The sequence below is a fragment of the Streptomyces antibioticus genome, assembly GCF_002019855.1.
In the GTDB taxonomy this organism is placed as follows: Bacteria; Actinomycetota; Actinomycetes; order Streptomycetales; family Streptomycetaceae; genus Streptomyces; species Streptomyces antibioticus_B.
This window is the reverse complement of sequence record NZ_CM007717.1, coordinates 3063396-3087394: the sequence shown is the minus strand read 5'-3', so window position 1 is coordinate 3087394 and position 23999 is coordinate 3063396. Positions and strand designations below refer to the sequence as shown.

Annotated in this window: 15 protein-coding genes; 14 read left to right on the top strand and 1 reads right to left on the bottom strand. The window is 70.1% G+C overall.

Annotated elements, in window-relative coordinates; all coding sequences use genetic code 11:
• The first annotated feature begins 125 nt into the window (after window positions 1-125).
• From AFM16_RS13690 to AFM16_RS13650, 9 genes are all read left to right on the top strand, one after another.
• Complete coding sequence (locus AFM16_RS13690; protein ID WP_209313222.1) at window positions 126-7091, top strand: RHS repeat-associated core domain-containing protein; 6966 nt, start codon at window positions 126-128, stop codon at window positions 7089-7091.
• Complete coding sequence (locus AFM16_RS13685; RefSeq protein ID WP_078633472.1) at window positions 7091-7465, top strand: hypothetical protein; 375 nt, start codon at window positions 7091-7093, stop codon at window positions 7463-7465. The genes AFM16_RS13690 and AFM16_RS13685 overlap by 1 nt, the downstream gene beginning before the upstream one ends.
• Window positions 7466-7674: 209 nt before the next feature.
• Window positions 7675-7995, top strand: a complete 321-nt coding sequence (gene rplU, locus AFM16_RS13680; RefSeq protein ID WP_007381993.1) for a 50S ribosomal protein L21 — start codon at window positions 7675-7677, stop codon at window positions 7993-7995.
• A 14-nt stretch (window positions 7996-8009) separates the two neighbouring features.
• Window positions 8010-8264: a 50S ribosomal protein L27 gene (rpmA, locus tag AFM16_RS13675; protein ID WP_030779398.1), complete on the top strand. Its 255-nt coding sequence runs from the start codon at window positions 8010-8012 to the stop codon at window positions 8262-8264.
• Between the two features lie 132 nt (window positions 8265-8396).
• A complete protein-coding gene (gene obgE / locus AFM16_RS13670; protein WP_030779396.1) occupies window positions 8397-9833 on the top strand; it encodes a GTPase ObgE in 1437 nt (478 codons plus the stop codon).
• A gap of 170 nt (window positions 9834-10003) precedes the next feature.
• On the top strand, window positions 10004-11566 hold the full coding sequence (locus AFM16_RS13665) for an alkaline phosphatase D family protein (RefSeq protein WP_078633471.1): 1563 nt from the start codon (window positions 10004-10006) through the stop codon (window positions 11564-11566).
• A gap of 365 nt (window positions 11567-11931) precedes the next feature.
• Window positions 11932-13431, top strand: coding sequence for a bifunctional cytidylyltransferase/SDR family oxidoreductase (locus AFM16_RS13660; RefSeq protein ID WP_078633470.1), 1500 nt, complete (start codon window positions 11932-11934; stop codon window positions 13429-13431).
• A 157-nt stretch (window positions 13432-13588) separates the two neighbouring features.
• A complete protein-coding gene (locus AFM16_RS13655; protein WP_245177692.1) occupies window positions 13589-15694 on the top strand; it encodes a CDP-glycerol glycerophosphotransferase family protein in 2106 nt (701 codons plus the stop codon).
• Between the two features lie 207 nt (window positions 15695-15901).
• Window positions 15902-17131, top strand: coding sequence for a glycosyltransferase family 2 protein (locus AFM16_RS13650; protein WP_030779384.1), 1230 nt, complete (start codon window positions 15902-15904; stop codon window positions 17129-17131).
• Between the two features lie 41 nt (window positions 17132-17172).
• Here AFM16_RS13650 and AFM16_RS13645 read toward each other — a convergent pair whose 3' ends face one another.
• Complete coding sequence (locus AFM16_RS13645) at window positions 17173-18576, bottom strand: polysaccharide pyruvyl transferase family protein (protein ID WP_030779381.1); 1404 nt, start codon at window positions 18574-18576, stop codon at window positions 17173-17175.
• A gap of 242 nt (window positions 18577-18818) precedes the next feature.
• On the opposite strand from AFM16_RS13645, the gene proB reads away from it, so the two are divergent.
• The 5 genes from proB to AFM16_RS13620 all read left to right on the top strand — a co-directional run bounded on the left by proB (window position 18819) and on the right by AFM16_RS13620 (window position 23978).
• Entirely contained in the window at window positions 18819-19925 is a 1107-nt protein-coding gene (proB, locus tag AFM16_RS13640; protein WP_030779378.1) for a glutamate 5-kinase, read from the top strand.
• Window positions 19926-20110: 185 nt separating this feature from the next.
• Window positions 20111-20584, top strand: a complete 474-nt coding sequence (locus tag AFM16_RS13635; RefSeq protein ID WP_030779376.1) for a DUF8830 family protein — start codon at window positions 20111-20113, stop codon at window positions 20582-20584.
• A 225-nt stretch (window positions 20585-20809) separates the two neighbouring features.
• On the top strand, window positions 20810-22096 hold the full coding sequence (locus AFM16_RS13630; protein ID WP_030779373.1) for a glutamate-5-semialdehyde dehydrogenase: 1287 nt from the start codon (window positions 20810-20812) through the stop codon (window positions 22094-22096).
• 86 nt (window positions 22097-22182) lie between these two features.
• On the top strand, window positions 22183-22809 hold the full coding sequence (locus tag AFM16_RS13625) for an SCO2584 family spore wall biosynthesis protein (RefSeq protein WP_030779370.1): 627 nt from the start codon (window positions 22183-22185) through the stop codon (window positions 22807-22809).
• A 98-nt stretch (window positions 22810-22907) separates the two neighbouring features.
• Window positions 22908-23978, top strand: coding sequence for an SCO2583 family membrane protein (locus AFM16_RS13620; RefSeq protein WP_078633467.1), 1071 nt, complete (start codon window positions 22908-22910; stop codon window positions 23976-23978).
• Window positions 23979-23999: the final 21 nt, after the last annotated feature.

The following is a 23999-nucleotide window of genomic DNA, read 5'->3' as shown; positions in this document are numbered from 1 at the left end:
GGCCCGGCACATCTGTCCCCGCTCTCTCCCTCCCTCTCCTCACCTCCTCACCTCCTCTCCTCATCTCCTCCCTACGATCAGGAAGTTGACGGATGTTCCTCCGTGGCCGCTCATTGAGCCGCCGCATGCCCCGACCGGCGTTGGCCGCGACAGTGCTCGGGCTCACGCTCGCGCTGTCCGCGTCCTCGGTCCAGGCATTGGCGCTCGACGACGGGAACCGGGGCCGCACCAGCCGCCCCGGTGTCCAGGACGACGGGGATCCTGCCAAGGGGTCCTCGGCGAAAGCGAAGTCCCGCCCCTCCGACCCGGCGCGCAAGGCCGCGGTCAAGGGCCTCGACAAGGCGGTGTGGCCCAGGCAAGGCGGCACCGAACTGAAGATCGGCGCCACCGCGGAGGCCGGCGGCCTGCCGGTCACGGTCACCGAGGCTCAGACGAAGACGAAGACGAAGACGAAGGCAGGGACCAAGGCAAAGGCGGAGGCCAAGGCCGCGCAGCCGGTCGGCAAGGTCCGGGTCGACGTCCTCGACCCGGCCCGCGCCGCGAAGCTCGGCGCCGGCGCACTCCTCGGTGTCCAGCGCGCGGACGGCGCGGACCGGGCCGGCACGGTACGCCTGACCGTCGACTACTCGGAGTTCGCCGAGGGCTTCGGCGGCTCCTACGGCTCCCGTCTGCGGCTGGTCCGGCTCCCCGCCTGTGCCACGATCGCCCAGCCCGGCAGCAAGGACTGCCCCGAGCAGCCCAAGGTGCTGCCGACGGTCAACGACGTCGAGACGGGCACCCTCTCCGCCGACGTGACCGCCGCCCCGGCCTCCGCCGAGGGCGTCTCCACCATGGCGGGCGCCACGGCCTCCCTGGTCGCGGTCGCGGCCGGACCGTCCGGCGCGCAGGGCACCTACAAGGCGACGGCGCTCGCCCCCTCCTCCAGTTGGAGCGTCGCCACCTCCTCCGGCGCCTTCAACTGGAACTATCCTTTCCGTTCGGTGCCGACGCCGGGCGGTCTGACGCCGACCGTCGGCCTCGGCTACTCCTCCCAGTCGGCGGACGGCCGCACGTCGGCCACCAACAACCAGGGCTCCTGGATCGGTGAGGGCTTCTCCTACGACCCTGGTTACATCGAGCGCCGCTACAAGCCCTGTTCGGACGACGGCCACGACAACTCCGGTGAGCAATGCTGGGCGTTCGAGAACGCCACCGTCATGCTCAACGGCTCGGCCGGCGAACTGGTCAAGGACGACACCACCGGCAAATGGCACATGTCCTCCGACGACGGCTCCAAGGTCGAGCGGCTGACCGGTGCCACGAACGGCGACGAGGGCAGCGCCGACGACAAGGGCGAGCACTGGAAGATCACCACGTCCGACGGCACCGAGTACTGGTTCGGTCTCAACCGCCTCCCGGGCTGGGCGTCGGGCAACGAGGAGACCAACTCGGTCTGGACCGCCCCCGTGTTCGGCGACGACTCGGGCGAGCCCTGCTACAACTCGACCTTCACCAGCGCGCATTGCAAGCAGGCGTGGCGCTGGAGTCTGGACTACGTCAAGGACACGCACGGCAACGTGATGTCCTACTTCTACGACCGTGAGACCAACTTCTATGCCCTGAACGGCAAGACGGACGTCAACGGGACGTCGTACGACCGTGGCGGCTGGCTGAAGCGGATCGACTACGGTCAGCGTGACGGTCAGGTGTACGCGGCGAAGGCGCCGGCGCGGATCGTGTTCGACACGGCCGAACGCTGCCTGCCCACCGCGGACTTCGACTGTGCGGAGAGCAAGCGCACGAAGGCGAACGCCGCGAAGTGGCCGGACGTCCCGGTCGACCAGGAGTGCAAGTCCGGCACGAAGTGCACGTCGCCGGTGCAGACGTTCTTCACCACCAAGCGCCTCACCTCGGTCGTGACGCAGATGCGCAAGGACGCGACGTCCTACTCGGACGTGGACGCGTGGCTGTTCACACATCTCTTCACCGACAACGGCGACGACTCCAAGACGCTGTGGCTGTCGAAGATCGAGCACGAGGGCCGCGCGGGAACGCCGGCGGTGAAGCTGCCGTCCGTGGACCTGTTCGGCGAGCAGCTCGCCAACCGGGTCGACGCGATCGGCGACAACATCGCGCCGTTCCACCGCTTCCGTCTCTCGATGGTGCTCAGCGAGACGGGCGCGCAACTCGATGTCACGTACGCGGCCACCGACTGCACGAAGGCGAGCCTGCCCAAGCCGGGTGAGTCGACCAAGCGCTGCTATCCGGTGAAGTGGGCCCCGCCGGGCTATGTCGAGCCGATCACGGACTGGTTCCACAAGTACGTGGTGTCCGCGGTCATCGAGACGGACCGCACGGGCGGCAGCGACTCGATGGTCACCCGCTACGACTATCAGGGTGACGCGGCCTGGCGGAAGGCGAAGCCGGACGGCATCACCGACGCCAAGTACCTGACCTGGGGCGGCTGGCAGGGCTACGGCAAGGTCAAGGTCACCAGCGGCACCTCGGACGTCCAGAAGACCCGTGTCGACTACACGTTCATGCAGGGCATGGACGGCGACAAGGACCCCGACGGCGGCACCCGTTCGGTGAAGGTCAAGGACTCCACGGGCGCCGAGTACACCGACGACGAGGAGTTCACGGGGCACCAGCTCGAAGCCGCCACCTACGACGGCACCAAGCTGATCTCCAAGAGCATCCAGACCCCGTGGAAGCACTACTCCGCGACCCAGACGCGCAGTTGGGGCACCACCCGTGCGGTGATCGTCCGGGGCCAGACCGGCCGCGGCTTCAACCTCCAGTCGGACGGCAGTTGGCTGGAGACGAAGTCCACGACGTCGTACGACACGTCCAACGGCACCGGCCGGGTGCTGACGGTGGACGACCTGGGCGATGTCTCCACCGCCAAGGACGACACCTGCACCCGCACCACCTACGCGGACAACACGGCGAAGAACATCCTGTCGCTGCCCGCGCGCAGTGAGGCCGTGTCGGTCAAGTGCTCGGCCACGCCGGACCGCAAGACACAGGTCCTGGCGGACGAGCGCACCTCGTACGACAACCTCGCCTTCGGCGCCGCGCCCACCAAGGGTGACGCGACGAAGACCGAGCGGCTGACCTCGCACAACGGGACGACGGGCACGTACCAGGTCACCGGCGCCACCACGTACGACGCGTACGGCCGTCCGCTGACGCAGAAGGACGCCAAGCAGATCGGCACGACGGACGAGACCAAGACCGTCTACGCCGAGACCAACGGTCTGCTGACGAAGACGACGGTCACCAACGCCCTCGGCCACGCGACCGTCACCGACTACGCCCCCGCCTGGGGCATGTCCAAGGGCCAGACCGATCCGAACGGCAAGCGCACCGACCTCGCCTACGACGCGATGGGCCGCCTGACCTCGGTCTGGCTCCCGGACCGCGCGTCCACGCAGACGCCGAGCATCAAGTACGGGTACACCGTCCGCAAGGACAAGGTCACCTCGATCAAGACCGAGAAGATCGAGAACGACGGCTCCTACGGCGCCGAGTACCAGCTCTACGACAGCATGCTGCGCGCCCGCCAGATCCAGACCGAGGGCCCGGACGGCACCCGGATGGTCGCGGACACCTGGTACGACGGGACGGGCAACGTCCGCAAGACCAACGCCACGTACAACGCCTCCGGCGCGGCCTCGGACGAACTGCTGCTCGTCAGCAACGGCCAGGTCGGCGCGCAGAGTCTGCTGGAGTACGACGGCCTGGGCCGCACGACGGCCCAGATCTTCGCGGTCTCGGGCGCCGAGCAGTGGCGCACGAAGACCTCGTACGACGGTGAACTGACCCATGTCGACCCGCCGGTGGGCGGCGTGCCCACCACGACGGTCACGAACGGGCAGGGCAACGTCGCGGAGATCCGCCACTACCGCGGCTCCGCACCGGGCGTGGGCGTGCCCTACGACGCCACGAAGTACACGTACACCACCCGGGGCCTGCTGGAGACGGTCACCGACGCCAAGAACAACGTGTGGCGCTACGAGTACGACCAACTGGGCCGGCAGCGGAAGGCGGTCGATCCGGACGCGGGCACGTCACGCACCGAGTACGACGAGCTGGACCGCCCCGTCGCCGTGTGGGACGGCCGTGACAAGAAGACGTCCACGGTCTACGACAAGCTCGGCCGCGTGGTCTCCACCTGGCAGGGCGACGCAGGCACCGGCACCAGGCTGACCGAGACCCGGTACGACAAGGCGGGCTGGCTCGGCCAGGCGTACGGCTTCCTGAGCTACCTCTCGCCGACGGAGTACTTCGCCACCGCCGTCCAGTCGATGGACGAGTTCTACCGCCCGCTCAAGACCGCCTACCAGATCCCCGCCTCGCAGGGCTCCCTCGCCGGCACGCACGTCTACACCACGACGTACAACCGTGACGGCACCGTCCAGAGCGCCGGTCTGCCCGCGGTGGGGGGTCTGCCGGCGGAGGCCCTGACCTACACCTACGACGGCCTCCAGCGGCCGATGACGATGACGGGCTCCACGCCGTACGTCACGAACACCGTGTACTCCGGCAAGAGCCTCGTGCAGCAGCTCGAACTGTCCACGGGCAGCGGCAAGAAGGTCTGGCAGACCTACAACTACGAGAAGGGCACCGACCGGCTGACCCGTTCGGTGACCGACGTCTACGGCGCCACCGCCCCGGCGAAGGACGCGCGTTACTCCTACGACCAGGCGGGCAATGTCCTGTCTATCGCGGACACGGCGAACTCCGCCGTCCCGGACGTGCAGTGCTTCGCCTACGACGCCCGGCAGCGGCTCCAGGACGCCTGGACGCCGACCGCCACCGCGGCCGGTGCGGCCGGATCGGGTACTCGTGGCTCGACCGTGCCGGTGGAGGGCGGCGGTCCCACAGCCTGTGACTCCGCCGCCGGGACTAGCGCGCTCGGCGGACCGGCGCCGTACTGGAAGTCGTACGAGACGGACGCCATCGGCAATCGGGTCTCCGAGACCGTCCACGACACCGGCCTCGACACGGCGAAGAACATCACCCGCGGTTACGAGTACGGCGGTGCGGGCGTCAAGGGCGACGGCCCGCACCAGGTCACCAAGGTCACGGAGAAGACGCCCACCGGTGATCGGCAGTCGGCGTACGAGTACGACGACGCCGGGAACACCACCCGGCGCACGATCGGAGGCGACGCCCAGGACCTGCTCTGGAACGACCAGGGCAAGCTCAGCGAGGTCACCGAGGCGAGCGGCTCGAAGACGACGTACCTCTACGACGGCTCCGGCAACCGGCTCGTCCGCAAGGACCCCACCGGAACGACGGTCTACCTGCCCGGCACCGAGCTGAAACTGTCGGCCGACGGCACCAAGACGGAGGCGACCCGGTACTACGACTACGCCGGGCAGGCCGTCGCCGTCCGCACCACGGGCAAGGTCTCCTTCATCGCCTCCGACCACCACGGCACCGGCGAGCTGGCGATCGACTCCGCGACCGGCGCGGTCAGTCAGCGCCGCTTCGATCCCTTCGGAGTCGAGCGGGGCGCGAAGACCGGCGTCTGGCCGGGGGAGAAGGGCTACGTCGGCGGCACCGTCGACGCTTCCACCGGGCTGATCCATCTCGGGGCGCGTGAGTACGACGCCGCGATCGGCAAGTTCATCTCGGTCGACCCGGTCATCGACTACACCCAGCCCCAGCAGATCAACGGGTACGCGTACGCCAACAACTCCCCAGTCACGCACGCTGACCCGAGCGGCATGATCATTCCGGAGTGCCGGGAGGGGTTGATCGAGTGCCGCGGGGGTGTGCCGTACTTCCCGAAGACCGAGACCGAGAAGGCCCAGTCGGACGTCGATCAGGCATCCCGGAACGTCACCCAGGCTCAGGGCCAGCAGTCGGCGGCCAAGCAGCGCATCAAGTCGGCGGGTAAGGCCCTCGTCAAGATCGCCCGGGACATCCTCGGCGTGGACGCGGCCCTGGACTGCATCTCCACCGGTGACGTCGGTGCCTGCGGCGAGACCCTGCTCAACATCGCGGGCAGCTTCGCGGGCGGCCTGGCCGGCAAGATCCTCGCCAAGTACGGCGCCCCGTGGAACTGGGCCAAGGGCATCAAGCTGGCCAAGCGGGTCACCGGCCTGGTCGGGGATCTCATCGGCGGGGCCAAGTCCCTCTGGAAGGCGAACAAGGCGGTCGGCAAGGCCAGAGCCGGGCTCGCCAAGGCCACGGACAAACTGGCGGACGCCCGGAAGAAGGCGGCCGAGGCCCTCAAGAAACGCAAGAAGACCGCTGAGGAACCCGAGTGCCACAGCTTCCTGCCCGGCACGAAGGTCCTGCTCGCCGACGGCACCACCAAGCCCATCGAGAAGGTGAAGCCGGGCGACAAGGTCGTCACGACCGCCCGGAAGAGTTCCAAGACGACGGTCCGCGAGGTCGCCGGGACCATCGTCACCGAGGACGACAAGCACTTCTCGGACCTGACGGTGAAGGTCGCCTCGGGGCAGAAGGACACGCTCGTCGCCACGGTCACGCACCCCTTCTGGGTGGAGTCCGAGCAGGCGTGGATCAAGGCCGGTGACCTGAAGCCGGGCATGACCCTGCACACCCCGTCGGGCACCGAGGTCGAACTGGTCGCCAACCGCCACTTCGACCGGCACCAGCGCACCCACGACCTGACGATCACCGGGATCCACGCGTACTACGTCCTGGCCGGCGCCACGCCGCTGCTCGTGCACAACTGCGACGGCACCGCGACCGTCACCTGGGACGACGACGCCGGGCACGCCACGATCAAGGTGGAGCTGGACGACGGCCGCGCCCCGCTGGAGACCGAGCAGGTCATCGACGCCCCCGCGGGCGTGGAGGACTACACCGGCTACGACACGTCGGCGCAGGTGGTGAGCGAGGCGGCGGGGCCGAACACCAAGCAGCTCACGTTCCGGCTGCCCAACGCCCGTGGCGCCATCAAGGCCCAGCTCAAGTCCCTCAACGCGGATCTCGGTCCGTACAGCTACGGTTCCAACAGCTGTGTGACGTACTGCGTCGGCATTCTGCGGGAGGGCGGGGTCGACATACCCGCGGGCCGGGCCGGAGCTGCGAGACTCGCCCGTATGGCGAGAGAGATGGGGGGCTGATGCTCGACGGTGAGGAGCACGCCAACGCCGTGCTGGCCGAGATCCTGCTGAGCCGGAAGATCGGCGCGGCCCACGTGAAGCTCGTGGGCGACCTGATCTCGGTCACCGCTCAGCTCGACCTGGCCGCGCGGAGCCGCCGGCCCGGCCTCACGCTCGACGGGATCGTCGACTACGACGAGCGGGTCGGTCCGCTGGAGGAGGCGTACCGCGCCGCCTGGCGGGCGGTGGAAGCCGCGCCCGACCGGGAGCGGCGCGTGCCGGAGCTGGACCGGCTGGCCGGCGCGCTGAAGGCCGCGGTCGAGGGCGTCGCCGACTTCGCCCGGCAGCGCGGCGTGGAGGTGGGCCTGTACCGCTTCGGCGACCCCGAGCGGTAGGCAGGTCAGGCAGGTGCGCAGGGCCCGGTTTGATTCATCGAGCCGGGCCCCGTAGCCTTGACCGTCGGCGTGTTTCCTAGGCACGCCACATCCCCGTAAACCTCTTCCTCCTGGATGCCGGTTCCCGGTGACCGGGAGAGGTTGCCCGTGTTCGTCCCGGGTGACTGGACTGCGGGGGTGCCGTTCCCGAGCGAGAGAGTGAGATCCGCGTGTACGCCATCGTGCGCAGCGGTGGTCGCCAGCACAAGGTTGCTGTCGGCGACATCGTTGAGGTTGACAAGATTTCCACCGCCAAGGTTGGCGACACGGTCGAGCTCTCGACCCTGCTCGTTGTCGACGGCGACGCTGTGACCAGCGACCCGTGGGTGCTGGCCGGCATCAAGGTCCAGGCCGAGGTCGTGGACCACCACAAGGGTGTGAAGATCGACATCCTTCGCTACAAGAACAAGACCGGCTACCGCCGTCGTCAGGGCCACCGCCAGCAGTACACGGCGATCAAGGTCACTGAGATCCCCGCGGCTGCGAAGTAAGGGACTGAGGAGACATGGCACACAAGAAGGGCGCATCGTCCACCCGGAACGGTCGCGACTCGAATGCCCAGCGGCTCGGCGTGAAGCGCTTCGGCGGTCAGGTCGTCAACGCGGGTGAGATCCTGGTCCGCCAGCGTGGCACCCACTTCCACCCGGGCGCCGGCGTCGGCCGTGGCGGCGACGACACGCTGTTCGCGCTGCTGCCGGGCGCGGTGGAGTTCGGTACCCACCGTGGCCGCAAGGTCGTGAACATCGTTCCGGTCGCCTGAATCATCTGATTCACGGCTCGACCGAACACTTCGCGAGGCGGACCTCACTTCCCTTCCGGGAAGGCGGGTCCGCCTTTCGCGTGTTACGCAAGAGACAGTTCCATACATTTCGCAGTGCTGGAGGCACCCACCATGACCACCTTCGTGGACCGCGTCGAACTGCATGTCGCCGCGGGTAACGGAGGTCACGGCTGTGCCTCCGTCCACCGTGAGAAGTTCAAGCCGCTCGGCGGCCCCGACGGGGGCAACGGCGGCCGCGGCGGCGATGTGATCCTCACCGTCGACCAGTCGGTCACCACTCTGCTCGAGTACCACCACTCCCCGCACCGCAAGGCCACCAACGGCAAGCCGGGCGAGGGCGGCAACCGCTCCGGCAAGGACGGCCAGGACCTGGTGCTGCCCGTGCCGGACGGCACCGTCGTCCTGGACAGGGCCGGCAACGTGCTCGCCGACCTCGTCGGACACGGCACCTCCTTCGTCGCCGCCCAGGGCGGCCGCGGCGGTCTGGGCAACGCCGCGCTCGCCTCCGCCCGCCGCAAGGCGCCCGGTTTCGCGCTGCTCGGTGTGCCGGGCGACCTCCAGGACATCGTGCTGGAGCTGAAGACCGTCGCCGACGTGGCGCTGGTCGGATACCCGAGCGCCGGGAAGTCCTCCCTGATCTCGGTCCTCTCGGCCGCCAAGCCGAAGATCGCCGACTATCCGTTCACCACCCTCGTCCCCAACCTCGGCGTGGTCACCGCGGGCTCCACCGTCTACACCATCGCCGACGTCCCCGGGCTCATCCCGGGCGCCAGCCAGGGCAAGGGCCTCGGCCTGGAGTTCCTGCGGCACGTCGAGCGGTGCAGCGTCCTCGTGCACGTCCTGGACACCGCGACCCTGGAGTCCGACCGCGACCCCCTCTCCGACCTCGACATCATCGAGGCCGAGCTGCGCGAGTACGGCGGCCTCGACAACCGTCCCCGCATCGTCGTCCTGAACAAGATCGACGTGCCGGACGGCAAGGACCTCGCGGAGATGGTCCGCCCGGACCTGGAGGCCCGCGGCTACCGCGTCTTCGAGGTGTCCGCCGTGGCCCACACCGGGCTCAAGGAGCTGTCCTTCGCACTCGCCGACCTGGTCGCGAAGGCGCGGGCGGCCAAGCCCAAGGAGGAGGCGACCCGGATCGTCATCCGGCCCAAGGCCGTGGACGACGCCGGGTTCACCGTCACCCTGGAGGAGGACGGCCTGTTCCGGGTGCGGGGCGAGAAGCCCGAACGCTGGGTGCGCCAGACCGACTTCAACAACGACGAGGCCGTCGGCTATCTCGCCGACCGGCTCAACCGCCTCGGTGTGGAGGAGGAGTTGATGAAGGCGGGCGCCCGGGCCGGCGACGGCGTCGCGATCGGTCCCGAGGACAACGCGGTCGTCTTCGACTGGGAGCCGACCGTGATGGCCGGCGCCGAGATGCTCGGCCGCCGCGGTGAGGACCACCGCTTCGACGCCCCGCGCCCCGCGACCCAGCGGCGCCGCGACAAGCAGGCCGAACGCGACGAGGCGGCCCAGGAGTTCGAGGGCTTCGAGCCCTTCTGACCCGCCTCCACCGGTGCACTGAAGGACCCGTCGCGGGACCCCCGCGGCGGGTCCTTCTCCGATGTCCTCTTCCTTGTCATGTATGCGCGGCTCTGCGTTCAGCACCCTGACCGGATGCCCATGCCACCTTTCTTGCGTCCGAGTCGCTTGCGACGCAAGGGAGTTCACCGATGGCCGCCGGATCGAACCGCACCGCGTCCCCCGACCGCCGCCGTCTGCTCACCACCGGTGCCGCCGTGCTCGGTGCCGCCGCCTCCGCCCAGCTCTGGCTGCCCGCCACCGCCCGCGCCGCCGAAACCCCGCTGCCCGACGGCCTGTTCACGCTCGGCGTGGCATCCGGCGACCCGCTGCACGACGGGGTCGTGCTCTGGACCCGGCTGGCCCCCGACCCGCTGAACGGCGGCGGCATGCCCCACCGGACCGTGCCGGTCGAGTGGGAGGTCGCCATCGACTCCCGCTTCAGCACCGTGGTCCGCCGGGGCGTCGCCCAGGCCCGGCCCGAGTACGGGCACAGCGTCCATGTGGATGTACGGGGACTGCGCCCCGGCCGTGTCCACTGGTACCGCTTCCGGGCCGGCGGCCAGCTTTCCCGGGTGGGCCGCACCCGCACCGCGCCCCTGCCCCTCGGTATCCAGTCCCCGGTGCGGATCGCGCTCGCCTCCTGCCAGAACTGGCAGCACGGCCACTTCACCCCGTACGCCGACATGTACGCCCAGGACCCGGACGTCGTCGTCTTCGTCGGGGACTACGTCTACGAGTCGGCACCCTCCGCGACGGCCGTGCGCCGGCACGAGGGCCGCGGGGAGCCGTACACGCTCACCCAGTACCGCAACCGGTACGCGCAGTACCGCACCGACCCCGATCTCCAGCGGATGCACGCCCACGCCCCCTGGGTGGTCACCTTCGACGACCACGAGGTGGACAACGACTTCGCCGGCGAGATCCCGCAGGACCCGGGCAGCCAGCCGCACGACGCCTTCACTGCCCGGCTGACCGCGGCCTACCAGGCGTACTACGAGCACATGCCGGTGAGGGCGGCGCAGATCCCGAACGGTCCGCACATCCAGATGTACCGCAGATTCCGGTTCGGGCAGCTCGCCATGCTGAACGTGCTGGACACCCGGCAGTACCGCAGCGACCAGGCGGTGAGCCAGGAGGGCGCCCAGGAGCCCGGGCGCACCATGCTCGGCGCCCGGCAGAAGCGCTGGCTGCTCGACTCGCTGCACGGCTCGGGCACCCGCTGGAACCTGATCGCCTCCCAGATCATGATGGCCGAGACCGATCTGCTGCCCGGCCCGGGCAAGCGCTGGTACTACGACGCCTGGGACGGCTACCAGGCCGAGCGCAACGCGCTGCTCGGCGAGCTGGCCCGGGTCCGCAACCCCGTCGTCCTCAGCGGCGACCGGCATCTGACGATGATCAGCGATCTGAAGCGCGACTTCGCCGACCCCGCCTCCCGGGCCGTCGGCGCCGAGTTCGTCGGCACCTCGGTCTCCAGCGGCGGCGACCGGGACCAGGCCGCCTTCCACGCCCAGTGGGACCCGCTGAAGGCCGACAACCCGCACTGGAAGCTGATCGACGCCCACTGCGGCTACCACCTCTTCGACGTCCGCGAGGACGCCGTCGACGCGCGGGTACGGGTCGTGGACACCGTCCTGAAACCGCATGCGACCGCGCGCACGCTCGCGAGGCTGCGGGTGACGGACGGGAAACCCGGTGTCCGCAGGGTGTGAGGGTGCTGCGAAATTCTCGTAGGGAATTCAGAGGCCATTCCCAGGCCATTCCCAGCGTCCTCTGATTCTTATTCGAAACTTATCCGCAACGGCGTCGACATGCATTCGAGCGGTCGGCGCCGGGGGCCGGGACCCGGGCGGACCGGGGGCGATTCACCGGGACGGGGGCACAGGACCCCGCCGATCACGTGCGGTACGGGGCGTACCGTGACGCTCAGGCGTCACCCGTTCGCTGTGGAGTAACTCACAACAAGGTGAATGGGCGGTGGCGCCCACATATGCGGCGAAGGGCGCTCACCTTGCATCGCGGTAACCGCAAGTGGGACCATTTCCCCGTTCCCTGTCGCCCCAAGGTAGGTCTTCTGGTGTCCCAGCACATAGCCAAGCCCCGTACGACCGCAGTGATCCTGGCCGGCGGTACCGGTCAGCGTGTGGGTCTGTCGATCCCCAAGCAACTGCTGAAGATCGCAGGCAAGGCAGTCATCGAGCACACCCTGACCACCTTCGAGAAGGCCGACTCGGTCGACGACGTCATCGTCCTGATGGCCCCGGGCTATGTGCCCGACATCGAGAAGATCGTCGCCAAGGCGGGGTTCACCAAGGTCTCCCGGATCATCGAGGGCGGCACCACCCGGAACGAGACGACCGAGCGCGCCATCAGCGCGCTGGGCGAGGGCCTGGCCGAGGGCGAGGACCTCAACGTCCTCTTCCACGACGCCGTACGGCCCCTGCTGTCCCAGCGCGTCATCGACGACTGCGTGGCCGCGCTGGAGCGCTACGAGGCCGTCGACGTCGCCATTCCGTCCGCCGACACCATCATCGTCACCCGGACGCACGGCGGGGACGGTGAGTTCATCACCGAGATCCCGGACCGCTCCCGGCTGCGCCGCGGCCAGACCCCGCAGGCGTTCAAGCTGTCGACGATCCGCCGGGCCTACGAGGTCGCGGCCGGCGACCCCAACTTCCAGGCCACCGACGACTGCTCGGTCGTCCTCAGGTACCTGCCGGACGTCCCGATCCACGTGGTCGCGGGCGACGAGTACAACATGAAGGTCACCCAGCCGGTCGACGTCTTCATCGCCGACAAGCTGTTCCAGCTCGCCTCCACCGCCACCCCCGAGCCCTACGGCGAGGAGGTCTACCGCGAGCTGCTGACCGGCAAGACCGTCGTCGTCTTCGGCGGCTCCTACGGCATCGGCAAGGACATCGCCGAGCTGGCCGAGTCCTACGGCGCCACTGTCTACGCGCTGGGCCGCTCCACCACCGGCACGCACGTCGAGAACCCCGAGGAGGTCGACGACGCGCTGTCCAAGGCGTACAGCGAGACCGGCCGTATCGACTACGTCGTCAACACCGCCGGGGTGCTGCGCATCGGCAAGCTCGCCGAGACGGACAACGCGACCATCGAGGAAGCGCTGAAGGTCAATTACCTCGCGCCGGTGCAAATCGCCCGTTCGGCCTACAAGTACCTCGCCGAGACCAAGGGCCAGCTCCTGCTGTACACCTCCAGCAGCTACACCCGCGGCCGCGCCGAGTACAGCCTCTACTCCTCCACCAAGGCCGCCATGGTGAATCTCACCCAGGCGCTCTCCGACGAATGGGCCGGGGACGGCGTCCGGGTGAACTGCGTGAACCCGGAGCGCACCGCGACACCCATGCGGACCAAGGCGTTCGGACAGGAACCCGCGGGCAGCCTGCTCTCCTCCGAGGCGGTCGCCCGGACCTCCCTCGACGTGCTGCTCTCCGAGCTGACGGGCCATGTCATCGACGTCCGCCAGCAGGACCCGACCGCGCCCGCGGGCAAGGCCTCCGGCTTCGAGCAGGCGCTGGCCTCGGTGCTCGACCGTCAGGATGGCATGGCATAATCAACCTCAAAGGCCATTGAAATTCAGGCCCCTGTGGCTCCCTGTTTACGGAGAATTCACAGGGGCCTGAATCCGTAAAACTCCAGAAACCTTCACAAAGGATTTTCCGGACTTTTGGGCTTCTATGACCGGCACCCCTCCCAGAGCAGGTTTCTCCGTGATATCCACCGCTATTCGCGTGGCCCGGGTGGGCAGCGCGGCCGAGCTGGCCGCGGCGGTTCTCATGATGCTGGGCTACCCCTGCCTCATGCTGGCCGCGCTCGTCCCGAGCATCCCCGCCTTCGCCGCCGCGGCCGCCGTGACGTACCTGGCGGACCTCTACCTCCACCGCAAGGGCACCTACCTCCTCAGCCTGCTCAGCCGGCTCCGGGTCGGGCTGCCCATCCGGTTCCTGGTCCGTGAGCTGCTGCTGATCCTGCTCCTCGCCAGACTCGAACTCTCGGACGAGCCGGTCTTCTACGCGGCGATCGCCTGCTTCGCGCTGTTCTTCGGCCTCCAGGCCCCGCACGGCGCCCTGGTCACGCTGATCGGCAAGCGCCGCCAGATGCCGGTCGTCACCCGCAACGTCGACCTGGTCTCCCGGCTCACCGTGCCCGACGCCCCGCCGCGCCGGCTGATGACCCGGGCCGCCCTGAAGATGCTGCACCTGGACCTCGCCGCGGTGGTCGGCCTGCTCGTCTACGCGGCCACCGGCTCCGACGCCGCCGGCTACGCGGGCACGGCCGTCACCGTCGTCCTGGGCCTGCTCTACGTCGCCGCCCTGGTGCCGTACCTGCGCGCCCGCCGGCTGCCGCCCAGGCCCGACAAGGTGCTGGCCGTCGTGAGCACCTGGCTGCGCGAGTACCGCCCCGAGACCGTGCTCTACTTCTCCGGCTCCAAGGACTCCGCCTACCAGGTCAACATGTGGCTGGAGACGATGGAGCAGATCGACTCCCGGCCGCTGATCATCCTGCGCGAGCGCGCCGTCCTGGAGCGCATGGCCCCCACCACGGTCCCCGTCATCTGCGTGCCCGGAGGGGTGCACCTGATGAACATGGACCTGTCCACGGTGCGGGTCGCGCTGTACGCCGCGAACGTCGGCAAGAACATCCACCTGCTGCGCGTCCCCACCATGAAGCACGTCTTCATCGGCCACGGCGACAGCGACAAGCTCGCCAGCGTCAACCCGTTCAGCAAGGCGTACGACGAGGTGTGGACCGCCGGCCGGGCCGGCCGCGACCGCTACGCCATCGCCGACGTCGGTATCCGCGACGAGGACATCGTCGAGGTCGGCCGCCCCCAGCTCGCGCCGATCGAGACCTGGAGCGGCGCCCCCGGGGACCGCATCCCCACGATCCTGTACGCGCCCACCTGGGAGGGCTGGGACGACAACCCGGGCAACACCTCGATCCTGCTGGCCGGCGAGAACATCGTGAAGAAGCTGGTCGCCGCCGAGCCCCCGGTGCGGGTGCTCTACAAGCCGCACCCCTTCACCGGCACCCGCAGCGCCAAGGCCGGCGCCGCGCACCGCCGGATCACCGCCCTGATCAAGAAGGCCGCCGAGCAGCGCGCCGCCGACCCCCGCTTCACGGCCGACCCGGCCGGCCAGGCGAAGGCGGCGGCCGAGCTGACCCGGCTCAAGGCCCGCCTCGAAGAGCTGTCGCTGTCCTTCGACGAGAAGGCCGACGAAGCGGTGACCAGCCGCGACGGCATCGTCGACATGCGCAAGCACGAGGAGGCCGCCCGGCTGCGCGCCGAGTGGAACGCGGCGTACTGGCGGAGCTTCCCGTCCTTCGAGCACCGGGTGATCACCGGCGCCGAACCGCGGCTGTACGACTGCTTCAACGCCTCCGAGGGCATGGTCTCGGACATCTCCAGCGTGGTCTCCGACTTCATCGCCAGCGGCAAGCCGTACGCGGTCACCGACTCGGCGGAGCTGGGCGCGGAGGAGTTCCGGCGGCAGAACACCGCGGTGCGCGCGGCCGTGATCCTCGACAACACCGCCGAGGGGCTCGACCGGCTGCTGGACGCGGTGCGCGACCCGGCCGCCGACACGCTGGCCGAGGACCGCAGGGCGCTGAAGCAGTACCTGCTCGGCCCCGACGAGCCGACCTCCCTCCAGCAGTTCGACACCGCGATCGCCGACCTCGCGCTCAAGGCCGAGGCCCGCAACGTCGGCCAGGAGTCCCGGATCGCCGCCGCGGCGGAAGGCGCCCCCGAGAGCGCCCCCGAAGGCGGTACCGAAGGCGGCGCGGCGCTGGCGAACGAGGTGACGGCCGGCTGACCGGATGCTGACCGGATGACGGTCGCGTTACCGTCGCATTACCAAAGATTTGGCCCCCGGAGAATGCTCTCCGGGGGTCGAATCATTGGCGCACACTGTGATGTGCAACACGTGCGGCGGCCAGGGCAACCCGCTCAGGACCTCGACCGTCTGACCGGGTATCAAGAAACTTTCCTAGGGGGAAACGTTGCGTGCTGAGGGGGAGAAATGACCCTTGCGCAGCCTGACGTCACGGTCGTCATCGGGGCGTACGAAGCGATGCCGTACCTGGTCGAGTGCCTGGCCTCGATCGAGGCGCAGAGCATGGACCCGGACCGCATCGAGGTCATCGCCGTGGACGACGGCTCGCAGGACGGCACGGGGGAGTACCTGGAGGAGTTCGCCGCCCGCGCCCCCATGGCCGTCACCGTCATCCGCCAGGAGAACAGCGGCGGCCCCAGCGGCCCGCGCAACGTCGGCCTGGGCAAGGCCACGGGCCGTTTCGTCTTCTTCCTCGACGCCGACGACCGGCTCGGCCCCGAGGCCCTGGAGCGGATGGTCGCCATGGCCGACCGCAACGGCACGGACGTCGTCCTCGGCAAGGTGGAGGGCGTCAACCGCAACGCGCCCAAGTCCATGTGGGGCCGCAACCGCGAGCGTACGGACGTCTTCTCCTCCAACATCAAATTCACCCTGAGCGCCCAGAAGTTGTTCCGCCGGGAGCTGCTGGAGCGGCACGGCATGCGCTTCGACGAGTCGCTGTGGACCGGCGAGGACGCCCTGTTCACGATGGAGGCGTATCTGCGGGCCGACGGCGTCTCCATCGTCGCCGACCACACCTGCTACTACCTCGTCGGCCGTGACGACGGCAAGCATGTGACGAAGAGCGGCAGTTACACCCTGCGCTTCGACTCCGCGCGCGCCCTGATGGGGCTGCTGGAGCGGATGCTGCCGCCGGGACCCAAGCGGGACGTCCTGATGGTCCGTCCGTTCCTGGTCACCCTGCTGCCGCAGTTCGGGCCGGTCTTCCTCCGCCAGGACGAGACGATCCGGCGCACCAAGCTCGAACTGGCCGGGCCCCTGATGGACGCCCACTGGAACGAGGGCGTGGCCCAGCGGCTCAAGGTCCACGAACGGCTGCGGCTGGAACTGGTCGCGATGCAGCGTCCGGATCTGCTGGAGGACGTCATCCGGTTCATCGCGGACAAGCGGGAGCCCAAGCCCGTCCTCAAGAAGGGCGCCACCAAGCTCTACTTGGCCTACCCGCACTACCGCTCCCGCAAGGCGGGCGTCCCCGACCGCGTCTACCTCGCCGAACCCCGCGAGGCCAAGGCGTACCCGGGCTGGCGCGAGACCCCGGCGGAGACCTTCCTGCGCGCCGCGAACCGCAAGGTGCGGCGCAAGCTGCGCCGCATCAAGAAGCGCTTCACGGGGCCGCGCGGGACGGCGACCGTCTAGCCGTACAGCCGTCGGGCTCGGCTGTACGGCCGTCGGTCAGCTCACTTGGTGGGCTTCAGCGCCCGGCGGATCGGACCGCCCACCACGCGCCGGGCCCGGCGGTAGATCGAGGGCGCCGGGATGGCCATGGCGGCCTTCGCGGCCGCCTTCGCGCCGGCCCGCGACTTCGCCAGCTCCCGCCGCAACTGCGCGTTGTCCGCGTCCAGCGAGGTGATCTGCTGCTGGAGCCAGCCGAACCGGCTGGTCAGCGAGGCGAGATCGGCGTCGGTCCAGGGCCGGATGCCCGCCGGGAAGCGCAGGGAGCGGAGCTGCTTGTCGAAGGCCGCGCCGCCGTCGCCGTGGGTGAAGGTGTTCTCCAGGCCGTTCTTCTCCAGGAAGCCCATGAACCGGTCGAACCGCTCCCGGTGGTTGCCGTTCAGCGCGCTGAAGTCGGCCTCCTCGTACAGCCGCGCCGGATCGGTGTCCGCCGGCGCCTCGTTCAGCGGCCGGTGCGGGATCTCGAAGTAACGGCACAGCTCCAGCGTCCGCGAGTCACCGCACAGCACGGTCGCCGGCGTACCCGCCAGCAGCGCCGCGATGTTGCCGTGGATGCGCGAACCGAAGGAGAAGTCGTACCCCTTGAGATCGTCGATCCAGGTGACCGGGTCGATGTAGACGCGGGCCTTGCCCTCGCGGTACATCGGGTGGTCGGGGTGGGTCGGCATCTGCTTGACGCGGCCGGCCGGGGAGTTGACGTCCCGCCAGTGCAACTGCCGGGCGTCGGTGATGTTCTGGCCGATGAAGCACAGGTTCGGGTAGTGCTCATGGGTGCGCGTGATGATCGGCTTGAGCCCGCCGGAGCGGACCGCGGTGTGCGAGCCGTTGATCGCGATGCGCGACTCCGCGGTCAGCGCCTCCACCCGCTTCTCGACGCCGAGCCGGTCGCCGTGCATGAACAGCGACGGACAGCCGATGATCTCCACGTCCCGGAAGCCCATGTCGGTCAGGTACTTGGCCGTGAACTCGCCGCGCACCCCGATGGACGCGCTGTGGTCCAGCACCGCCGAGACGAACGCGCGCACCGTCGGCTCCATGGCCTTCAGCCGCGCCGGGTCGTTGTCCAGACCGGCCTGCGCGCCGACACCCAGCACCACGACCGGGATCTTCAGCTTGGAGATCAGCCGGGTCAGCCGCTGGAGCGGCAGCTCGAACGTCGGCCGGAAGGCGTTGGCCAGCGGGACGACGAAGGCGTCGTACTCCTCGTTGATCCGGCCCGCGGCACCGACCTCGGTGGCTATGCCGTTGGACACGACCTCCGTGCGGCCGGGCACGGTGAGGATCTTGTGTGCGGCATCACTGAAGATGAGGTTGCCGGAGTTGGTGGCGAAAACATCGCGGTGGAGGGCCTCCTCGACGGGAACCACGTCGAAGGGGCTCTTCCCCGATCTGAGGAGTAGGCGCTTCACAGGGCGAACTGTAAGGGACACGTACTTCAAAATAAATTTGGATGACCTTCAAACTCCATATGGAACCCTCACAACCTCTTTGCCGTACGCAACCTGTGAGCAAATGGTCACGAAAAGCGTGGTTCGCCCGTTGTCCGGGGACTGGAACCCGCGCGCGTCCCCAGGCCCCGTTCGCGTAGATTGCCAGGCAGTCGTGGACTAGCCGAGGGGCGAGGATCAAGGTGGCAGGGGCAAGGCAGGCCGTGGGCGAGGCCCGCAGGATCGTCGTCAAGGTGGGCTCCTCGTCGCTGACCACCGCCTCCGGCGGACTGGACGCCGACCGGGTCGACGCGCTCGTCGACGTCCTCGCCAAGAGCCGCAGCGGCGGCGAGCGGGAGATCGTCCTGGTCTCCTCCGGCGCCATCGCCGCCGGACTCGCCCCCCTCGGCCTGCGCCGCCGGCCCCGGGACCTCGCCCGTCAGCAGGCCGCCGCCAGCGTCGGCCAGGGACTCCTCGTCGCCCGCTACACCGCCTCCTTCGCCCGCTACTCCGTGCGCGTCGGACAGGTGCTGCTGACCAGCGACGACATGAGCCGCCGCGCCCACCACCGCAACGCCTCCCGCACCCTGGACAAGCTGCTCGCGATGGGCGCCTGCCCGGTCGTCAACGAGAACGACACGGTCGCCACCGACGAGATCCGCTTCGGCGACAACGACCGGCTCGCCGCCCTCGTCGCCCACCTCGTCCACGCCGACCTGCTCGTCCTGCTCTCCGACGTCGACGGCGTCTACGACGGCGACCCCGCGAAGCCGGGCACCTCCAGGATCGCCGAGGTGCACGGCCCCGAGGACCTCGCGCACGTCGAGATCGGCAGCGCCGGCAAGGCGGGCGTCGGCACCGGCGGCATGGTCACCAAGGTCGAGGCCGCCCGGATCGCGGCCGCCGCCGGCATCCCCGTGGTCCTCACCAGCGCCGTCCACGCGGCCGACGCCCTCGGCGGCAAGGACACCGGCACCTACTTCCACGCCACCGGCAAGCGCTCCGCCGACCGGCTGCTCTGGCTCCAGCACGCCTCCACCCCGCAGGGCTCGATCACCCTCGACGACGGCGCGGTACGGGCGGTCGTCGAGCGGCGCTCCTCACTGCTGCCGGCTGGGATCGCCGGCGTCGAGGGCGAGTTCAGCGCGGGCGACCCCGTCGAGCTGCGCGACACCGGCGGCCGGCCGGTGGCGCGGGGGCTCGTCAACTTCGACGCCCGCGAGATCCCCCGGCTGATCGGGAGGTCCACCCGGGAACTGGCCCGGGAACTGGGCGCGGAGTACGAGCGGGAGGTCGTCCACCGCGACGACCTGGTGATCCTGCACCCCTGAGGCCCCGTACACCTTTGGTACAGCCCCCGAGGACGTCGAACGGCTGTCTGCGGACGGGCTCGAACGGCCCGTACCGGTGGGGGACGTTCCGTGAAAGCGCCCCACGGAGCCTTGCGGCCTGCTCAACTTTGTCTCACGGAGTCGTTCCGCACGAGCGCTGGGTAAAGGAGGCCGTCGTGAGACGAGTGCGCCCTGGGGTGGCGGCGGCCCGTGGGAGTACCGGCGAGGAACGGGCCGCCCTGACCAGCGTGGCGGCCGGCGACCGCTACCGGGCCGGGGAACAGGAGACCGCCGAGGGCGGCACCCGCCCCGCCGACGCGCCCCGGCTGTGGCACGTGACCCTGAGCGTCTCCGGCGAGGAGGCCCCGCTCAAGGAGGTCCGGCGCGCGCTGGAACAGCTCGCCCACGATCACCCCTTCCTGCTGACCAGCCGCTACGCCCCCGACCACGCCGAGATCCGGTACTGGGAGGAGGCCCGCGATCTGCACGACGCGGCCGCGGTCGCCCTGCGGCTGTGGGGCGAGCACCGTCAGACGGCCGGACTGCCGCCCTGGGAGATCGTCGGCCTGGAGGTCATCGACCGCCAGACCTACCACCAGCGCATCGCGGAGGGCTACGGCCCGGCCCCGGCGACCCCGGTGGGCGTCCACCCGTTCTGACGCCCGGGAAGGCGGACCCCGAGGGATCGCGCGGAGGTCTCGGGGGTGTGCCTCGGGGCGTACCGCAGGGTGTGCCTGCGAACGGGTCTCGGAGTGTGACGCAGGGCGTGCCCGGGAGCGGGTCTCGGGGGCGCCTCGGGGTGTGCCCGGGAGCGGGTCTCGGGGTGTGTCTCGGGGTGTGGGATACGCGACAGCGCGTCTCCCACGGCGCACTACCCTTCCCGTATGACCACGCTCTCGCCGTACGACGCCATGTCCCCGGTCACCCAGGCCGCCTACCGCGCCAAGGCCGCCGCCGCCGATCTCGCGCCGCTGCCCCGGGCCGCCAAGGACGACGCGCTGCTCGCCATCGCGGACGCGCTGGAGGTCCGTACGAGCGACATCGTCGAGGCCAACGCGCGGGACATCGCCAAGGCCCGCGAGGCCGGCACCGCCGAGTCCGTCATCGACCGGCTGACCCTCACCCCGGAGCGGGTGCGGGCCATCGCCGCGGACGTCCGGGACGTCGTCGCGCTGCCCGACCCGGTCGGCGAGGTGGTCCGCGGCTCCACCCTCCCCAACGGCATCGACCTGCGCCAGGTCCGCGTCCCGCTCGGTGTCGTCGGCATCGTCTACGAGGCCCGCCCGAACGTCACCGTGGACGCCGCCGCCCTCTGCCTGAAGTCCGGCAACGCCGTCCTGCTGCGCGGCTCCGCCTCCGCCTACGAGTCGAACACCGCCCTCGTCCGGGTGATCCGCGACGCCGTCGGCGGCGCCGGGCTGCCCGCCGACGCCGTCCAGCTCGTACCCGGCGAGGGCCGCGAGTCCGTGCACGAGCTGATGCGCGCCCGGGGCCTGGTCGACGTCCTCATCCCGCGCGGCGGCGCCTCCCTCATCCGGACCGTCGTCATGGAGTCCAAGGTCCCCGTCATCGAGACCGGCACCGGCAACTGCCACGTCTACGTCGACGCGGCCGCCGACCTCGACATGGCCGTCGACATCCTGATCAACTCCAAGGCCCAGCGGGTCAGCGTCTGCAACGCCGCCGAGACCCTCCTGGTCCACCAGGACATCGCCCCCGAGTTCCTGCCGCGCGCCCTGGACGCGCTCGCCGAGGCCGGGGTCACCGTCCACGCCGACGAACGCGTCATGGCGTACGCCAAGGACTCCAAGGCGACCGTCGTCGAGGCCACCGCCGACGACTGGGAGACCGAGTACCTCTCCTACGACATCGCCGCTGCCGTCGTCGACTCCCTCGACAAGGCCGTCGAGCACATCCGGCTGTGGACCTCCGGGCACACCGAGGCCATCGTCACCGGCTCCCAGCAGGCGGCCCGCCGCTTCACCCAACTGGTCGACTCCACCACGGTGAGCGTGAACGCCTCCACCCGCTTCACCGACGGCGGCCAGTTCGGCTTCGGCGCGGAGATCGGCATCTCCACCCAGAAACTGCACGCCCGGGGCCCGATGGGCCTGCCGGAGCTGACCAGCACCAAGTACATCGTCACCGGCGACGGACACGTCCGCCGCTGACGGCTCGCGGCCCGAAAACGTCTCATCAGGCGGATGAATTTCCGTACTGTCTGCCCAAATTGACCCCCCAGGTCTACTCTGGATCCGTGCCGGAGGACGTGGGGGGTACGCCGTTCCCTGACGGCTGGGAGCCCGACGACGACCACGACCGCGGGGTGTCGGACGAAGAGTTCGCCTCCGTGGTCTTCGACGAGGACTTCGTACGGGCGGCCGTGGTGCACGAGCCGACCGCCGTCGAACGCCTCCTGGCCGCCGCCGAGGCGAGAGCCGAGGCGTCCGAGGCCGAGGCCCGAAGAGCCCGCGCCCGCGGCGACCACTACGACGACCCCTACGGGCACGGCGACTACGGCCACGACCCGGACCTCGACGAGCTGGACGACTCCGACGACCTCGACGGCCCCTACGGGTCCTCCGGGCCGTACGCCCGGCAGGTCCGCTGGCACCGCCCGGTCGCCTGGATGCTCGCCGTCGTCATGGGCGTCGGCATGGTCGCGCTCGCCTTCGCCGCCGTCTACCGGGGCGCCTCCTCGGGCAGCCGGGACCCGGTGCCGTCGCCCGCCTCCACCGGCCTGGAGAGCGGCCCGGGGACGGGCCCGGACATCGGCCCGGACACCGGCCTGGACGTCGGTCTCGACCAGGGGAGCGCCTTACCGCCGTCCGTGTCCGCCGACCACTCCCAGCCGCCCGTGTCCGCCGTCCCGCGGACCCCCTGATTCCCCGCCGGCTCCCGACCGACTCCTGGTGAGAACCTGTCAGAAGTTGTCGCGTGGCAGGGCGTTTACCCGGCCTCCGCGCGACCTACTCTGAAAGTATGGGCGGGCCTGGAGAGCCACCTGAGGGGCCACCCGAGGGCGCCCCCGGTAGTGGCGAGGACGAGTACCGATCCGTCGTCTTCGACGAGTCGTTCGTCCGTGCTGCCCGCCTCCAGGAGTACTCCGCGCAGGAGCGCATCGCCGACCACGCGCCCGCCGTCCGCCACCGCCCGCCGCTGCGCCGGGGCCTGACCCGGCAGGCCCTCCTGCTGGTCGTCCTGATCGCCCTAGCCTTCGGCACCGCCGTCTACATGGGCGTGCGCAACCCCTACCAGAACCCCGCCGCCCGCCGGCCGGCCGAACCCCTGCGGATGACGCTCGTCCCGCTCGCCCCGCAGGGAGCCGTACCCGGCGCCACCGACATCGAGGCGCTGTACGCGCACAGCCCGGCCGCCCACTACCGGATCGGCGCCGCCGGGATCGCCCTGCCGGGCTACCGGCGCACCGCGCACTTCTCCGACAGCGAGGTCTTCTCCGCGCTGAACAGCGCCAAGGAGTACCTGGTGCGCTCCTCCCTCTACCCGGAGGTGCTCACCGGACAGCAGGTGCAGCCGGTGCGCGGGCTGATCGACGGGGCGCAGCTCGAACAGTTCGACGAGAGCTTCGCGCATCCGGCCGCCGACGGGCGGCACGCCCCGACCGGCTGGCTGATCCGCTTCGACCCGGCTCGGGTCGCGCTGGCGGGCGAGCGGATCCGCGTCCAGGGCACCCTGGTGGCGGCCGAGGCCGACTCCGCCACCCTGGAGGTCACCGCCGACCACACCTTCGTCTACGCGCTGCGGCCGGCCGGGGCGGACACCGGGGCCCCGGCCTCCCTGTTCACGGTCCGCCGCGAGCTGCACTTCCGCTTCGACCGGGACGCCCTGCGCACCCATCAGCTCCAGCTCGTGACCGCCGCCGTCCAGGCCGGACCGCTGTCCTGCGCCGAGGACTCCGCCAACCATCTGCGGCCGCTGCTGGCCGGCCAGACCGCGAAGGAGGGCGGCCCGGCCGGCACCGACCCCTTCGCCACGGGCGGCGTCCCCGCGCTGTGCGGGGTGCTGGCGACGGGCGCGCAGCCCCGGGTGTGAGACCGGGGCGAGCGCGGGGCC

Excerpts from the sequence above, each read along its gene's own strand:
- AFM16_RS13690 (WP_209313222.1), top strand. The coding sequence starts at position 126 with ATGCCCCGACCGGCGTTGGCCGCGACAGTGCTCGGGCTCACGCTCGCG.
- AFM16_RS13685 (WP_078633472.1), top strand. The coding sequence starts at position 7,091 with ATGCTCGACGGTGAGGAGCACGCCAACGCCGTGCTGGCCGAGATCCTG.
- rpmA (WP_030779398.1), top strand. The coding sequence starts at position 8,010 with ATGGCACACAAGAAGGGCGCATCGTCCACCCGGAACGGTCGCGACTCG.
- obgE (WP_030779396.1), top strand. The coding sequence starts at position 8,397 with ATGACCACCTTCGTGGACCGCGTCGAACTGCATGTCGCCGCGGGTAAC.
- AFM16_RS13665 (WP_078633471.1), top strand. The coding sequence starts at position 10,004 with ATGGCCGCCGGATCGAACCGCACCGCGTCCCCCGACCGCCGCCGTCTG.
- AFM16_RS13650 (WP_030779384.1), top strand. The coding sequence starts at position 15,902 with ATGACCCTTGCGCAGCCTGACGTCACGGTCGTCATCGGGGCGTACGAA.
- AFM16_RS13630 (WP_030779373.1), top strand. The coding sequence starts at position 20,810 with ATGACCACGCTCTCGCCGTACGACGCCATGTCCCCGGTCACCCAGGCC.
- AFM16_RS13620 (WP_078633467.1), top strand. The coding sequence starts at position 22,908 with ATGGGCGGGCCTGGAGAGCCACCTGAGGGGCCACCCGAGGGCGCCCCC.